Here is a 14,514-nt window from a genome sequence, read left to right on the forward strand (position 1 = left end):
CGCTCTGAGCGGCACGCGTCGGGGCGGCCACTGCGACCACGCGCCTAGCATGGAGACATGACCTTGTCGGTACCCGTTTATCACCGCGTCGCCAGCGCCCCGCCGGTGCCCGCGGGTCTGCCGCTCGTGATCGCGCTCACCGGTTTCACCGACGCCGGATCCGCCGTGAGTCGGGTCGTCACCTACGTGAGAGAGGATCTGGAGCCGACGCCCATTGCGGTTTTCGAGAACGACATTCTTCTCGACTACCGCGCGCGTCGCCCGGTCATCTCTTTCGAGCACGACCACCTCACTGACTATCGGCCTCCCCGGTTGGAGCTTTCGCTCGTTCACGACGCCTTGGGGCAGCCGTTCATCACGCTCACGGGGTACGAGCCGGATTTTGCCTGGGACTCGTTCACAGCTGCGGTCCTCGAGCTGGCCGCTGAACTTGACGTGGCGAGCGTGACGTGGGTACACGCCATTCCGATGCCCGTTCCTCACACACGTCCGCTGGGAACGACAGTGAGCGGGACCCGGACCGAGCTCACGGCTGCGCATTCGGTATGGCAGCCAGAGACACAGGTTCCCGCGACTGTCGGTCATCTCCTCGAGTACCGCTTTGCCGAGACCGCGGCGGATGTTGCGGGCTTCGTGCTGCTGGTGCCGCACTACCTCGCCGATACGCAATATCCTGCAGCGGCTCTCGCCGCGCTCGACAGTGTCACAGTCGCCACGGGATTGGTCTTCGCTGGTGATGAACTGCGCGAAGAGAACCGCGAGTACCTCGAGAAGGTGCAGGAGCAGGTTGGTGGCAGCGACGAACTGCAGCGGATGATCGAGACCCTCGAAGAGCGCTACGACGCGTACATGGCGGGAGCGACGAACGCCACGCCGATCATCCACACCGGTGACCTGCCGACCGCGGACGAGATTGCCGCCGAGCTGGAGCGGTATCTGGCCACCCGCCCCGCCGGCGACGATGACAAGGCTTGAGCGCGGGGAATACGCAGCACGGCCCAATCGTTGTGGCTTATATCCGTTAGCGGACGGTCGGGGGAGTGGGCCAGGATTCGCTGACGGAGTATGAGAGAATGGTGGTTCGACCCATTGTCGCCCGTGGCCGTTAGACGCTTCGGGACTTGACAAGGGTCTTACTAGCGTCCGAAACCAACAGCGCGGCAATCAGATCGCCGTGCGCTGAGAGGCGAAACGTGACCGCAAGCACGACACCCACCCGTACGCGCGCCAAGAAGGCTGACGCGGACGCGCAGGCGGCTGAGATCGAGAGCGACGACGAGGTCGCCACGACTGCTGCCAGCAAGCGTCCCGCAGCCAAGAAGCGTAGTGGCGCGGCGGGCGCAAAGGCCAGTGCGAAGAAGTCATCCACGAAGAACGCGGATGACGACGCCGACGACATCGACGAGGACGAAGAACTCGACGAGGCTGATGTGGACGGCGACGACGAGGGAGCTGACGACGAGTCGTCTGACTCGGAGTCATCGGATGACGCAACCGACTCGCCGGCCGCGAAGGACGCGTCTGACGACGACGACGCTGATGCTGACGATGACGATCAGCCCGGTAAGCCCGTCTTCACCGAGCCGCTCCCCAGTGGCGCCATCGTCATCACCTCGAGCGACGAGGATGACGTCCCGGTTTACTCGACGCAGATCACCGGCGCGACAGCCGACCCGGTCAAGGATTACCTGAAGCAGATCGGTAAGGTTCCGCTGCTGAACGCGGCCGAAGAGGTTGAGCTCGCTATGCGGATCGAGGCGGGTCTGTTCGCCGAAGAGAAGCTGTCGAACATGACGCCGGCAGAGAAGTCCAGCCAGCTTGGCCTGGACCTGCAGTGGATAGCCCGCGACGGTCAGCGCGCCAAGAGCCACCTGCTCGGAGCTAACCTGCGCCTGGTGGTCTCGCTTGCGAAGCGCTACACGGGTCGCGGGATGCAGTTCCTCGACCTCATCCAGGAGGGGAACCTCGGCCTCATCCGTGCCGTCGAGAAGTTCGACTACACGAAGGGCTTCAAGTTCTCGACCTACGCGACGTGGTGGATTCGCCAGGCGATCACCCGCGCGATGGCAGATCAGGCCCGCACCATCCGTATCCCGGTGCACATGGTCGAGGTCATCAACAAGCTCGCCCGCGTGCAGCGTCAGATGCTGCAGGATCTTGGTCGCGAACCCACACCCGAAGAGCTCAGCCGCGAACTGGACATGACGCCCGAGAAGGTCATCGAGGTCCAGAAGTATGGCCGCGAGCCGATCTCGCTGCACACGCCGCTCGGTGAGGATGGCGACAGCGAGTTCGGTGACCTCATCGAAGACACCGAGGCTGTCGTTCCGGCTGACGCTGTTGGGTTCACGATGCTGCAGCGTCAGCTCGAGTCTCTGCTCGACTCGCTGTCCGAGCGGGAAGCCGGCGTCATCCGCATGCGTTTCGGACTCGGTGATGGTCAGCCCAAGACGCTCGACCAGATCGGCGACACGTTCGGTGTGACCCGTGAGCGGATCCGCCAGATCGAGTCGAAGACGATGGCCAAGCTTCGCCACCCGTCGCGGTCGCAGTCGCTGCGGGACTATCTGGAATGACCGGCGTCGCCAACGAGGGGAAGTCGCTCGACGTCGAGATCGACGGCGCGAGCTACCGGCGGATCCCGATCCGCACGCGCGTTGTGATGCCCGGTGATGACCTGGATGACATCATCCGCGAGTACGCCCTCGAGCACGCCGTCGCCGGCGACACGCTCTTTGTCACCGAGAAGATCGTCGCGATTACGCAGGGTCGCTCGTACGCGGTGTCGGAAATTCAGCCGCGGAAGCTGGCGCTGTTTCTGTCGCGGTACGTGACGCGTACTCCGTACGGGATCGGCCTCGGGATGCCCGAGACCATGGAGATGGCACTGCGCGAGTGCGGCACGCCGCGCATCCTCTTCGCTGCGGCGGTCTCGGCCGTGACGAAGGCCTTCGGTCGCTCAGGCGACTTCTACCGGATCGCCGGCGACCGCGCCCGAGCGATCGACGGGCCGACCAGTGGGACCATCCCGCCCTACAACAGTGCCGTCGTGCTGGGGCCGGAGCGTCCCCGGGAGGTAGCTCAGCACCTCAAGACGTTGCTGGCCCCGGGCGTCGAGGTTGCGGTGGTCGACATCAACGATCTCGGTGGGAACATTCTCGGGTCGACGCTCTCGAAAAATGACGAGAAGACGCTTCTCGCCGTCCTTCGCGACAACCCGCTCGGCCAGGGTCACCAGTCAACGCCGCTCGGCATCGTGCGTGCGGTCTAGCGCTGCTCAGAAGCCGATAGCTGCGCGGTACCGGGGCTTGTGGCCGGTACGGATGCCGGTCACGCTGGGCTTGTTCTCGTAGACCCCTGCAGCCCAGTTCCCCTCCACGAGGACAGGGCCGGTGGGGGTCACGACGACGTCCCACCCTACATAGCGCACTGTCGGAACGACACGGGCCACGTCATCGATGAAGGCAATGACCTCGTCGAGCATCGGCAGGGTGAACTCGCAGATGCGGCGCCCGGTGTCGGGATGAGACTCGTGCACGTTGCCGTGCGAGTCGTATCCCGCGCCCACGGCCCGGCCCTCGTCATCGAGCATCGAATAGAAGCCGCCGAAGCTCATCTGGTCGCTCACTTCGCCGCGGCCGAACTTCTGGGCCATGGCGAGGATGTGTGTTCGCTCGCCGTCGAAGAATGTCGTGACCCGCGTCGTATTGACCGTTCCCGGGCAGAAGGCAGCGAGATCAGGATGCTGTGTGATCACCTCTTCAGCGAGGAGTTCCCCGCGCTCGAGCAGACCGGTGTGGAACGCCTCCCAGTCGGTGACCGCGTCAGCGCGATAACGGTGGACGCCGGATCCTGCTTGCCCGACCGGCTCTTTGACGATGACGGTGCCGTGGCTCTCGACGAAATCGCGCAACTCGTGGGCGTTATCAGCCGTGATCGTCATCCATTCGCGGTGGAGGAAGGGTGCAAACGTGCGGTTGAAAGCGATCTTGTTGTGAAACTGGGCTCGGTAACGCGGGTCGTCGTAGCGCTGTGACAGCTCGTTCGAAACGGGATGCGTCATGTATGTGGCGCGCTCAGCGCGGCTCAGAATCGCGAAGTCGTAGTCGACGTAATCCTGGAATCCCACCTGACGCACGCCAGCCGACCAGAGCATGTCGGCAAGCACGGCAGGAGCCCAGCGATCGTGCTCTCGCGAGGTCTCGCGGGCTCGTTGCCACAGCGATCCGACGTCGATGCGGCGTGCTCGCGCGCCGCGATAGCGCATCCGCGTCCGCGGATCGAGCGAGGCCATTCAGGGAGTACGGGGTGAGAGTTGTGCTGAACTCACTCAGCGCTCAGTCGGTGCGTCTCGTCGTGCCAGCTCGTGGCGATCTCGCGCAGCTTCTCTTCGTAGCGGCGTCCGTGGTGGGCGCAGAAGAGCAGTTCGCTGCCGTTGACTTCGGCGGCAATGTAGGCCTGTGCGCCGCACGAGTCGCAACGGTCGGCGGCGGTAAGACGGCTATCGATGACGTCGATCTCTGCGGGGGAAAGGGTAGCCATGGTCATGCCTCCTCGGTGCGTCACTCCTGGCGGTGTCATGACATACAACCACGGGGATGTTTCGGGTATGCCGCTATTGGGTCACATTTCGCTGAGCGCGTACGGCGACCGCCTGTGCCGCGTGGCTCCGCAGGGATCTCCACGACGCCACGTAATCTGAACGACTGTGACCTCCGAGTACTCCGCCCACCATCTTCAGGTACTTGAAGGCCTCGAGGCGGTTCGCAAGCGACCGGGAATGTACATCGGGTCGACCGACTCGCGCGGCCTGATGCACTGCCTCTGGGAGATCATCGACAACTCGGTCGATGAGGCGCTTGCCGGGCACGGTTCGACGATCGAGATCGTGCTGTACGCCGACGGCAGCGTCGAAGTGCGCGACCGAGCCCGCGGCATCCCGGTCGACATCGAACCCCGAACCGGGCTATCGGGCGTCGAGGTTGTCTTCACGAAGCTGCACGCCGGTGGAAAGTTCGGATCCGGTTCGTACAGCGCGTCGGGCGGGCTCCACGGTGTAGGAGCGTCAGTGGTCAACGCGCTTTCGGAACGCCTGGATGTCGAGGTCGACCGGGGCGGCAAGACGTGGGCGATGTCGTTCCACCGGGGTGAGCCGGGAGAGTTCGCTGGCCCCACTCCGGACTCGGCCTTCACCCCCTTCGAGAAGAGCTCAACCCTTCGTGTCGTGGGCAAGGCGGCGAAGGGTGTGACCGGCACGCGCATTCGATACTGGGCCGATCGGCAGATCTTCACTCGTGACGCGACGTTCTCCCTCGAGGACCTGCAGCAACGGGCACGGCAGACGGCGTTCCTCGTGCCCGGCCTGTCGATCACGATCACTGACCAACGTGACCCCGAGGCGCCGCTGACGACGGAGTACCGCTTCGATGGCGGGATCTCGGAGTTCGCGGACTTTCTCGCCCCCGACGCGGCGGTTACCGACACCTGGCGGCTGCAGGGTACGGGGACGTTCACCGAGACCGTCCCCGTGCTGCAGGCATCCGGGGCCATGGTGCCGACCGAGCTCGAGCGATCGTGTGAGGTCGACGTCGCTGTGCGCTGGGGTACCGGCTACGAGACGACGTTGCGCTCTTTCGTGAATATCATCGCAACGCCCAAGGGCGGCACGCACCAGCAGGGCTTCGAAGCGGGCCTCATGAAGGTCATTCGGGCTCAGGTTGAGCAGAATGCGCGCCGGCTGAAGGTCGGCAACGACAAGCTCGACAAGGACGACATCATGGCGGGCCTCACTGTCGTGCTCACCGTTCGACTTCCCGAGCCGCAGTTTGAGGGTCAGACGAAGGAAGTGCTCGGTACGCCCGCGGTACGCCAGATCGTCTCGACCGTGGTGGCCCGGGAACTGGCTGCGCGATTCTCCTCATCCAAACGCGATGACAAGGCCCAGACCTCGCTGCTGCTCGACAAGGTCGTCGCCGAAATGAAGGCTCGAATCTCGGCGCGCGCCCACAAAGAAACGCAGCGACGCAAGAACGCTCTCGAGTCCTCGTCGCTCCCGGCCAAGCTCGTGGACTGCCGCTCCAACGACGTGGCCGACTCCGAGCTGTTCATCGTCGAGGGTGATTCGGCCCTGGGCACCGCCAAGCTCGCGCGTAATAGCGAGTATCAGGCGCTGCTGCCGATTCGCGGAAAGATCCTCAACGTCCAGAAGGCGTCGATCAGCGACATGCTCTCGAACGCGGAGTGCGCGTCGATCATCCAGGTCATCGGTGCCGGGTCGGGGCGTTCGTTCGATATCAGCACCGCCCGCTACGGCAAGGTGATCTTGATGAGCGACGCCGACGTCGACGGCGCTCACATCCGCACGCTCCTCCTCACGCTCTTCTTCCGCTACATGCGTCCGCTGATCGAAGAGGGACGCGTGTTCGCCGCTGTGCCTCCGCTTCATCGCGTGGTCGTGAAGCATCCGGGGTCCAAGCCCAACGAGACGTTGTACACGTACAGTGAGGCGGAGCTCCACGGTCTGCTGAACAAGCTGACCAAGGCCGGCCGCACGTGGCAGGAGCCGATTCAGCGCTACAAGGGCCTCGGCGAGATGGATGCCGAGCAGCTGGCGACGACCACGATGGATCGCGCTGGTCGAACCCTGCGTCGCGTGCGGGTTCAGGATGCCGAGAGTGCGGCATCCGTCTTCGAACTGCTCATGGGTAACGACGTCGCCCCGCGGCGCGAGTTCCTGATCGAGTCGTCAGATCGGCTCGCCCGCGAGCGCATCGACGCCTGAGCGACGCCCGCCGGCAAACGTGTTCAGCGGACGACGGTACCGATCGCCGCGACCCCCGCTTCGAGCGACACCCCGGATGCATCGCGCTTCGCGCCTGCGGGCGGCAGCGCGCGCGCTGCCCCATCCTGCGCGACTGCGCGCGGATCCGACCCCGCCCAGGCAAGAACCAGGCGGTCTTCGCCCTTGAGCAGGCGGTGGGCGCGCACGCCGCCGGTGGCACGGCCCTTCGCGGGGAACTCGCCCAAGGGCGACACCTTGCCTGAACTCACGTCCGCCCCGGCCAGCGCGCCTGCGCTCCCCGCGGCCGTCACCACGACAGCCCCGGCAGCATCCGCCGCCGGAATCACGGCGAACCCGATGACTGACGCGCCCGAGCCGAGTCGGATGCCAGCCATACCGCCCGCTGCACGGCCCTGCGCACGCACGGCGCCCGCCTCGAACCGCAGCAGCTGCGCATCGTCGGTGATGAAGAGAAGCTCGGCGCCATCGGCGGCCAGCGCCCCGCCGACAACAGCGTCCCCGGGCTTCAGCGAGATGATCTCGACCTCGTCACGAGCGGCGATTTCGCTCGGCAGTACGCGCTTGACGACACCCTGCGCGGTACCGAGCGCGAGTGGGATCGCACCGTCGAGCGGAACGATAGCGACGACATGTTCACCGCCGGATAGGCCGAGGTACTGATCGGCACGGGTCCCCGCAGCGAGCTGCACGGCGTTGCCGGGAACAGAAGGGAGGTCAACGGGTGTGAAGCGCACGAGGCGTCCGCGGGTCGTCAGGGCTCCGAGGTGACCTCGCGTTGTCGCGTCGGCGGCGCTGCGGATCGCGTCATGCTTCGACCGGCGTGTGGGAGAAACGATCCCGCCACCTGTCGCCGCTGGATCCAGGTCGGCCCGAACCATGCGGCCTGTCGCCGAGAGGAACACGCGGCACGGGGTGTCGGCGATTTGGAGATCGACGGGCGTCTTCGACGACGAGCGAGAGGCAACGGGGCCTCCGTTGAGCAGAAGCGTGCGCCGCGGCGTACCGAACGCCTCCGCTGCGGCGTCCAACTCGGTAGCGACCTGTGCACGGATCAGCTGGTCGCTGGCGAGGAGCGCCTCCAGCTCGGCGATCTCGGCCTTCAAAGCGTCGCGTTCCTGCTCCAGCTCGAGGCGGGAAAAACGGGTGAGCCTGCGCAGTCGCAGCTCGAGGATGTACTCCGCCTGCGGCTGTGAGAGATCGAAGACCTCCATGAGTCGGGTGCGGGCCTGCTCGCCGTCATCCGAGGTGCGGATCACCTGGATGACCTCGTCGATGTCGACGATCGCGATCAGCAGGCCCTCGACCAGGTGCAACCGCTCACGCCGCTTGCCGAGGCGATGCCGGCTGCGCCGCGTCACGACCTCGATGCGGTGCCCGACGTAGACCTCGAGCATCTCCTTAAGGCCGAGCGTCTGCGGCTGACCCTCGACGAGCGCGACGTTGTTGATGCCGAAAGAGTCCTCCAGCGGCGTCAGCCGGTAAAGCTGCTCGAGGACCGCATTCGGATCGAATCCGGTCTTGATGCCGATGACCAGCTGCAGGCCGCGGTGCCGATCGGTGAGGTCGGTGACGTCGGCGATGCCCTGCAATTTCTTGGACGTGACCGCATCCTTGATCTTCTCGATCACGCGCTCGGGACCGACCAGGTAGGGGAGCTCGGTCACCACCAGGCCGGTTCGTCGGGGGCCGAGCGACTCGATCGACACCTTTGCGCGGGTTCGGACCGAGCCGCGGCCCTTCGCATAGGCGTCCTTCACCCCGTCGAGTCCGACGATGATGCCTCCCGAGGGGAAGTCGGGTCCGGGAACGAACTCCATGAGCTCTTCCACGGTGGCCTCGGGGTTCTCCAGCAGGTGGATGGCTGCCGCTACCACCTCGATGAGGTTGTGCGGCGCCATGTTCGTGGCCATGCCCACCGCGATGCCCGACGCGCCATTGACGAGCAGGTTCGGAAAGGCTGCGGGGAGAACAGCCGGCTGCTGGAACTGTCCGTCGTAGTTCGGGATGAAGTCGACGACGTCCTCATCCAGGTTCTCGGTCAGCGCGAGTGCCGGGGCTGCAAGGCGTGCCTCGGTGTATCGGGGAGCTGCAGGTCCGTCATCCAACGACCCGAAGTTGCCGTGCCCGTCCACTAGCGGAACACGCAGCGAGAAGGGTTGGGCGAGACGTACCAGGGCGTCGTAGATCGCTGCATCGCCATGGGGGTGAAGCTTTCCCATGACCTCGCCCACGACACGCGAACTTTTCACATGACCGCGGTCGGGCCGCAGACCCATGTCTGCCATTTGGAAGAGGATGCGACGCTGCACCGGCTTCAGACCATCGCGGGCGTCGGGGAGTGCCCGCGAGTAGATCACCGAATACGCGTACTCAAGGAACGAGCCCTGCATCTCTGCTGCGACGTCGACATCCTCGATCCGCTCGGCGACCTCAGCGGGCTGGGGGGGACGGGATGACGGCATGACAAAACCTCGGACGCTGGAACTGACGCACCTCGCCCTGCGGGAAGAAGGCGCGTGGGAGACTTGCGTGGATGCCGATCACACTACCTGCGCACTCGCCGAGAACCCGGAGCCTCACCGACGTCGTGCCGGAGATGTTTCGTTCGCTGCGCGGGGAGGGCACCTGGCTGCGTCCCGTTCGTAGCGCCGTCCTGGTCATGTTGGACGGCGTAGGCGCCGCACAACTCCGGGCGCGCGCCGGACACGCGCGCTTTCTCGCGAGCATCAGCGGCGTGCGCGACGTCGCCCGCACGACATTCCCTTCGACGACCGCCAGCGCACTCACGAGCCTTCTCACGGCGACGCCCCCCGGACAGAACGGGATGCTCGGGTATCGGGTTCGCGTCCCCGAGACGGGCCGCGTGGCAAATCTGCTCCATGGCTGGGAAGACGGCGATCTGCCGGACACCTGGCAGCAAGAGGCGCCGCTTACTCGCGCGCAGGCTCGGCAGGCGCCGGTCTTCGTGGTCTCGAAGCCGGAGTTTGCCACCACGGGCTTTACCCGCTCGACCACGGACGGTGCCGAGTTCATCGGGGTCACGGATCTCGATGACCGAATCGCCCGCGCCGGTGCGATCGCGGCGCAGCATCCGGGAAGTTTCACCTACCTGTACGTACCAGAACTCGACGCCATCGGTCACCGGGTCGGCTGGGAGTCGGGTGCATGGACCGACGGTCTCGAACGCGTGGATGCCGCGCTTCGCGACCTGGCCCAAGCGGCACCCCAGGCAGGCCTGCTCATCACCGCCGATCACGGCATGATCGATGTACCCGCGAGTCGTCACGTGCTCCTGGATGACGCAGACCCACGGCTGGAGGGCGTCGCCGACATCGCCGGCGAACCGCGCATGCTGCATCTGTATGCGCAGCCGGAGACAGCCGATGCGATAGCCGGTGTCTGGCGGGCATCCGACGCCGAGCGCGCCTGGGTCATGACCCGTGACGAAGCGATCGCCGTCGGGGTGTTCGGGACGGTGAGCCCAGACATGGTCCAACGGATCGGGGATGTTCTTGTCGCGGCCAGAGCACGGGTCGCCTACTACGACAACCGGCTGGACGATCGTTCACCCCAGCGAATGGTCGGGCAACACGGATCGCTCACGCTCGAGGAGTCCGTCGTTCCGCTGCTTCGAGCTGGCGCATACGCCGCCTGACCGTCATCGCAGCGTGCCGGGGGCTACTCGTCGGAGCGGGCACCGAAGACGATCTCGTCCCAGGTGGGGAGGGCCGCCCGACCGCGCCGACGGGATGACGTCAGTTGCGTCGCCTCGAGCTCGGTGGGATCCTCTTCAGCGGCGGCCGGCGGGGGAGCGGTGGTCTCGTCGTAACCGGGCTCGAGGGCATCGAACAGGGCAACGGGTGCACGTTCTGCCTCATCTGTGCTGGGGTCCGGAGCGGATTCTCGCTGACCGCGGCGCCGACGCAGCGCTTCGAGCAGATCCGCTGTCTCGGGGGACGTTGTCACGACGGGATCGGCGGCGCGCTTGGTAGCAGCCTCGCGAACCGCAGCGCTCGCCCGCTCCGGGGTGCGCTCTGTAGGTCTCTCCGCGTCGCGCGCCTGGTCATCGTCTCGTCGTGGGCCAAAAGCGCCGGAGTCGAATCGCGAGTCATCCTTCGACGGAGAGGGATCGAGTGCGCGGAGTCGAGGGATCAGCCCATCGGGCAGGGCGCCCTGCCTCGACAGCTGCGTCGCATCTGTGTTCAGCGGCGACAGGGTCGTGCGCCGCGGGTCAAACCCCCAACGGGCGTCGCGATCGACGTCGCCGGTGCGGAACTCGAGCTTGATGACCCAGCCCGTTGCGTCCTTCCAGCTGGTCCACCGTTCCGCGGTGGCACCCGCCTCGGCGAGTCTCGCGCGCACCGCTGCGCCGAACGTGGATTCACCGTCGGGTTCAAGTTCGGCAGACACGAGCACGGGGACTGCCAGCGCCTGGCTGAGAACGTGCTCGCGCTCGGCGAGGACGGGACCTTCATACCGCCGCACATCCTCGACCCGAGCCCCCAGAAGCTCGGCGACTTCCTCTGCGCTCAGGCCCGCACGGATCTGCGTCTGGATCTCACGCGGGCTTGGCCTGGCAGCCGTCGTGTCCGATTCGCGGGCCCGACGGGCTCGCCGGACTTCGAACGCCAGTGCATCATCGAGGGCGAGCGTGAATCTGTCGCCCGACTCCGTTGCGAGGATCAGCTGATCGTCTTCCGTCGCGATGACTTTGAGCTGTTCCATCCCACGCTCCTCCCGTGCCTCTGCGGCGTGTCGGCCCCATGCTGACACACCGAACCGCTGCCACAGGGAATATCCGTCGCGTGCCGCTCGTTTCGTCGACGTCGGCACACGGAGTGAGCATTTGCTAAATCCCGATCCGTCGTGCAAACTATCGCCGCCCATAGCGGCCCCGCAGCACCGCACCACAGCATCACGCAACGGAAGTAGAGAATGGCCACCGACTACGACGCACCGCGCAAGAGCGACGACGACAGCGAGTCCATCGAGGCGCTCAAGGAGCGGGTCCCCGACAAGATGTCGGGTTCGGTCGACGTCGACGATTCGGACAACCCGTCCGGCTTCGAGTTGCCGGGGGCCGACCTCTCAGACCTCGAGCTCGACGTTGTGGTTCTGCCGCCCCAGCAGGACGAATTCACGTGCGCAAGCTGCTTCCTGGTGAAGCACCGTTCGCAGGTGGATCACGAGGAAGCCGGCGGCATCATCTGCAAGGAGTGCGCGGCCTGATCGCCGGCCGTATGGCCTCCGAGCCGCCTACACCACGGCTTGAGCGCGTCGAATCGCCGCAGCAAGTCTGTCTGGTGTCCGGCTCGAGATGACCCAGGCTCGTGCCGGGTCATCCGGGTCGACCACAGGCACCACCACGACGCCGTCGATTCCCCCTCGGATGACGTGCCACGCGGTCGCATCGAGGCCTGGCCCCCGGGCGAAGCGTGCATCTTCCGCTGTGAGGGCGACGGGTTCGCCGAGGTAGCGAGCGTCGATCCAGGCTCGGCCTGCGAAGACGCGATCGTCGGTGACCCGCACAACCGGGCTCATCCACACCAGCAGCGCAATCGCGGCAACACCGATCGCTGCTCCCACTGCCAGCGCGACAGTCGTGTCGATTGGCGCCAAGACCAGCGCCGCCATGGGGGCGAGCACCGCTGCAGACACGATCACCCACAGTGACGGCCCCAGCCGTTCTCGATAGTCGGCCGCGGTCTGGACTCTCGTCGTCGCCATCGTGTTCTGCACTACCCTCGTTGCGTGACCCCATCCGTGGATATCCCCATTATCGCCGCACACCCGCCGACGTATAGCCATCCGGGCGACGCCGGCGCGGATCTGGTCGCCGCTGAGGCGGTGCGTCTCGAACCGGGCGAACGCGCGCTCGTGGGCACCGGTGTTCGCATCGCCCTCCCGGACGGATACGCGGCCTTTGTGGTTCCTCGAAGCGGGCTTGCCGCTAAGCACGGCATCACGGTTGTGAACTCGCCGGGCACTGTGGATGCCGGGTACCGCGGCGAGATCAAGGTGTGTCTTCTCAACACCGATGCGCGTGAACCGTACGAGATCGCGGTGGGTGACCGAATCGCTCAGGTGATCATCATGCCGGTGACCATCGCCCGGTTCCTGCCCGTCGACGAGCTGCCTGACAGCGTGCGCGGCGATGGTGGGTTCGGATCGACCGGTTACGTCGGGGGTAGCGTTGACGGTATGGGACGGAGCGCAGCACGATGACGGAGCAGATCGACGACGGTTCACCGGACACCTCGGCTGACGGACCTGAGAAGGACGCCAAGTCCGCTCCCGCAGACCGCGAGCAGTCGGGCCCCTTCGATGAGGCCGAAGCACGGGCCGTTCGTCCGTATATCGACCTTGGTGCGATCAAGATCCTCCCGCGCGAAGGCTTGAATCTTCGCCTCGAGGTCGAGGAGCAGACCAAGCGCATCGTGGCTGTCGGTCTTGATTACGCCGGGTCCACGCTGCAGGTGCAGGCCTTCGCTGCGCCGCGATCGACCGGGTTGTGGAATGAGACGCGAGACCAGATCCGCGCGCAGATCCGCCAGCAGGGCGGTCGCGTCGAGGAGCGTCAGGGCCCGCTCGGCCCGGAGCTCCTGGCCGAGGTTCCCGTTGTCGCGGGCACCGATCCGTCGGCAGGAAAGCGCATCGCTCGCTTCATCGGCGTGGACGGACCGCGGTGGTTCCTCCGTGGCGTGGTCGGCGGCGCCGCAGCTACCGATGTGGACGCTGCAGCGCAGGTCGAGGATCTGTTCCGCTCGATCGTCGTGGTGCGCGGAACGACCCCGATGCCGCCCCGCGACCTGATCCCGCTTCGAATGCCCGCCGCCCCGGGTACCACGTGAGCACGCCGCTCTCGGGTGCCGATGATGCTGCCCAGCCCGAGGAGTCAGCCGCTCCGCCGGTGAGTGGAGAGCAACCCCGGGTCTCGGATGCCGTGAGCGCCGCTCTCGGTGAAGCTGCGCGTCGCGCGGGCCTCGACCCCGCGCAAGACGTCACCACCGGTCGCGCCGTCTGGGCTGCGATCGGCGGGTGGCGCGGCATCCTCGAATCGGTCCTCCCGAGCCTTGCCTTCCTCGTCCTTTACACGCTCACGAGTGAACTCGTGCTGGCGTTGTGCGTGTCGGTGGGGCTCGCGCTCGTCTTCACGGTGGTGCGTTTGCTCGCCCGATCCTCGGTCAACGCGGCGCTCGGTGGCTTGATAGCCGCTGCAGCCGCAGCCGCGCTCGCGCTGTGGACCGGGAGAGCTGAAGACAACTTCGTGCTCGGCTTCGTCACGAACGCCATCTACGGATCAGCGTTCCTCGTCTCAGCCTTGGTGGGATGGTCGTTGATCGGACTGGCCGTCGGGTTCCTGATGGGCGAAGGGACGGCGTGGCGCCGTGATCCGCGCAAGCGCCGGGTCTTCTTCTGGCTGTCGATCGCGTGGGCAGCCCTCTTTGCTGCGCGCCTGATCGTTCAACTCCCGCTCTACTTTGCGGGAGACGTGACCGCGCTCGGAACGACCAAACTGCTGATGGGGATCCCGCTGTTCGCCCCGCTCATCGCCGTGACGTGGCTGGTGGTCAGAGCGCTGTATCCACGCCAGACCGAGTGATAGCATTTATCTTGACGTCAAGATACTTTCCGCGTCAGAGCCAGTAAGGCTCGCCTTGCTGGCAGGGTCTGATGCTGAAGAACAAGATGGGGAGCGACCGGCTTCCCGC

The 14,514-nt window shown here is 65.9% G+C and carries 14 protein-coding genes; 9 read left to right on the plus strand and 5 right to left on the minus strand.

Annotated features, from left to right (window positions below; genetic code table 11):
* Positions 1–57 precede the first annotated feature (57 nt).
* The 3 genes from AADH62_RS07985 to AADH62_RS07995 all read left to right on the plus strand — a co-directional run bounded on the left by AADH62_RS07985 (position 58) and on the right by AADH62_RS07995 (position 3,271).
* Complete coding sequence (locus AADH62_RS07985) at positions 58–975, plus strand: PAC2 family protein (protein ID WP_341578975.1); 918 nt, start codon at positions 58–60, stop codon at positions 973–975.
* A 218-nt stretch (positions 976–1,193) separates the two neighbouring features.
* Positions 1,194–2,576: an RNA polymerase sigma factor gene (locus tag AADH62_RS07990; RefSeq protein ID WP_341578976.1), complete on the plus strand. Its 1,383-nt coding sequence runs from the start codon at positions 1,194–1,196 to the stop codon at positions 2,574–2,576.
* The gene (locus AADH62_RS07995; RefSeq protein WP_341578977.1) at positions 2,573–3,271 is read left to right on the plus strand and encodes a coenzyme F420-0:L-glutamate ligase; all 699 of its coding nucleotides are present in this window, start codon (positions 2,573–2,575) and stop codon (positions 3,269–3,271) included. Before AADH62_RS07990 ends, AADH62_RS07995 begins: the two co-directional genes overlap by 4 nt.
* Positions 3,272–3,277: 6 nt before the next feature.
* Here AADH62_RS07995 and AADH62_RS08000 read toward each other — a convergent pair whose 3' ends face one another.
* Positions 3,278–4,294 (minus strand): sugar-transfer associated ATP-grasp domain-containing protein, encoded by a 1,017-nt coding sequence (locus AADH62_RS08000; protein ID WP_341578978.1) that lies wholly within the window; start codon positions 4,292–4,294, stop codon positions 3,278–3,280.
* 32 nt (positions 4,295–4,326) lie between these two features.
* Positions 4,327–4,542, minus strand: coding sequence for a DUF7455 domain-containing protein (locus tag AADH62_RS08005; RefSeq protein WP_425355656.1), 216 nt, complete (start codon positions 4,540–4,542; stop codon positions 4,327–4,329).
* 166 nt (positions 4,543–4,708) lie between these two features.
* Here AADH62_RS08005 and AADH62_RS08010 point away from each other — a divergent pair, with 166 nt between their 5' ends.
* Positions 4,709–6,781: a DNA topoisomerase IV subunit B gene (locus AADH62_RS08010; protein WP_341578980.1), complete on the plus strand. Its 2,073-nt coding sequence runs from the start codon at positions 4,709–4,711 to the stop codon at positions 6,779–6,781.
* 23 nt (positions 6,782–6,804) lie between these two features.
* Here AADH62_RS08010 and AADH62_RS08015 read toward each other — a convergent pair whose 3' ends face one another.
* On the minus strand, positions 6,805–9,264 hold the full coding sequence (locus AADH62_RS08015) for a DNA topoisomerase IV subunit A (protein WP_341578981.1): 2,460 nt from the start codon (positions 9,262–9,264) through the stop codon (positions 6,805–6,807).
* A 71-nt stretch (positions 9,265–9,335) separates the two neighbouring features.
* Here AADH62_RS08015 and AADH62_RS08020 point away from each other — a divergent pair, with 71 nt between their 5' ends.
* Positions 9,336–10,457: a nucleotide pyrophosphatase/phosphodiesterase family protein gene (locus AADH62_RS08020; protein ID WP_341578982.1), complete on the plus strand. Its 1,122-nt coding sequence runs from the start codon at positions 9,336–9,338 to the stop codon at positions 10,455–10,457.
* Between the two features lie 23 nt (positions 10,458–10,480).
* Here the strand turns inward: AADH62_RS08020 and sepH are convergent, their stop codons facing one another.
* Positions 10,481–11,527, minus strand: coding sequence for a septation protein SepH (gene sepH, locus AADH62_RS08025; RefSeq protein WP_341578983.1), 1,047 nt, complete (start codon positions 11,525–11,527; stop codon positions 10,481–10,483).
* A 210-nt stretch (positions 11,528–11,737) separates the two neighbouring features.
* Between sepH and AADH62_RS08030 the strand changes: the two genes are divergently transcribed.
* Complete coding sequence (locus AADH62_RS08030; protein WP_300594779.1) at positions 11,738–12,031, plus strand: DUF4193 domain-containing protein; 294 nt, start codon at positions 11,738–11,740, stop codon at positions 12,029–12,031.
* A 27-nt stretch (positions 12,032–12,058) separates the two neighbouring features.
* Here the strand turns inward: AADH62_RS08030 and AADH62_RS08035 are convergent, their stop codons facing one another.
* Positions 12,059–12,529: a DUF3093 family protein gene (locus AADH62_RS08035; protein WP_341578984.1), complete on the minus strand. Its 471-nt coding sequence runs from the start codon at positions 12,527–12,529 to the stop codon at positions 12,059–12,061.
* 24 nt (positions 12,530–12,553) lie between these two features.
* On the opposite strand from AADH62_RS08035, the gene dut reads away from it, so the two are divergent.
* The 3 genes from dut to AADH62_RS08050 are packed head-to-tail and all read left to right on the plus strand — an operon-like array spanning position 12,554 to position 14,405.
* Positions 12,554–13,027 (plus strand): dUTP diphosphatase, encoded by a 474-nt coding sequence (dut, locus tag AADH62_RS08040; RefSeq protein WP_341578985.1) that lies wholly within the window; start codon positions 12,554–12,556, stop codon positions 13,025–13,027.
* Complete coding sequence (locus tag AADH62_RS08045; protein WP_341578986.1) at positions 13,024–13,653, plus strand: DUF3710 domain-containing protein; 630 nt, start codon at positions 13,024–13,026, stop codon at positions 13,651–13,653. The genes dut and AADH62_RS08045 overlap by 4 nt, the downstream gene beginning before the upstream one ends.
* Positions 13,650–14,405, plus strand: a complete 756-nt coding sequence (locus AADH62_RS08050; RefSeq protein ID WP_425355657.1) for a DUF3159 domain-containing protein — start codon at positions 13,650–13,652, stop codon at positions 14,403–14,405. The genes AADH62_RS08045 and AADH62_RS08050 overlap by 4 nt, the downstream gene beginning before the upstream one ends.
* The last annotated feature ends 109 nt before the right edge of the window (positions 14,406–14,514 follow it).

The organism is Microbacterium schleiferi, from assembly GCF_038150145.1.
GTDB classification, from domain to species: Bacteria; Actinomycetota; Actinomycetes; order Actinomycetales; family Microbacteriaceae; genus Microbacterium; species Microbacterium schleiferi_B.

Bases quoted from the DNA above. Each gene is read 5' to 3' on its own strand.
- AADH62_RS08000 (WP_341578978.1), bottom strand. From the start codon at position 4,294: ATGGCCTCGCTCGATCCGCGGACGCGGATGCGCTATCGCGGCGCGCGA.
- sepH (WP_341578983.1), bottom strand. From the start codon at position 11,527: ATGGAACAGCTCAAAGTCATCGCGACGGAAGACGATCAGCTGATCCTC.
- AADH62_RS07985 (WP_341578975.1), top strand. From the start codon at position 58: ATGACCTTGTCGGTACCCGTTTATCACCGCGTCGCCAGCGCCCCGCCG.
- AADH62_RS08020 (WP_341578982.1), top strand. From the start codon at position 9,336: ATGCCGATCACACTACCTGCGCACTCGCCGAGAACCCGGAGCCTCACC.
- AADH62_RS08030 (WP_300594779.1), top strand. From the start codon at position 11,738: ATGGCCACCGACTACGACGCACCGCGCAAGAGCGACGACGACAGCGAG.
- AADH62_RS08005 (WP_425355656.1), bottom strand. From the start codon at position 4,542: ATGGCTACCCTTTCCCCCGCAGAGATCGACGTCATCGATAGCCGTCTT.
- AADH62_RS08015 (WP_341578981.1), bottom strand. From the start codon at position 9,264: ATGCCGTCATCCCGTCCCCCCCAGCCCGCTGAGGTCGCCGAGCGGATC.
- AADH62_RS08045 (WP_341578986.1), top strand. From the start codon at position 13,024: ATGACGGAGCAGATCGACGACGGTTCACCGGACACCTCGGCTGACGGA.
- AADH62_RS08035 (WP_341578984.1), bottom strand. From the start codon at position 12,529: ATGGCGACGACGAGAGTCCAGACCGCGGCCGACTATCGAGAACGGCTG.
- AADH62_RS07995 (WP_341578977.1), top strand. From the start codon at position 2,573: ATGACCGGCGTCGCCAACGAGGGGAAGTCGCTCGACGTCGAGATCGAC.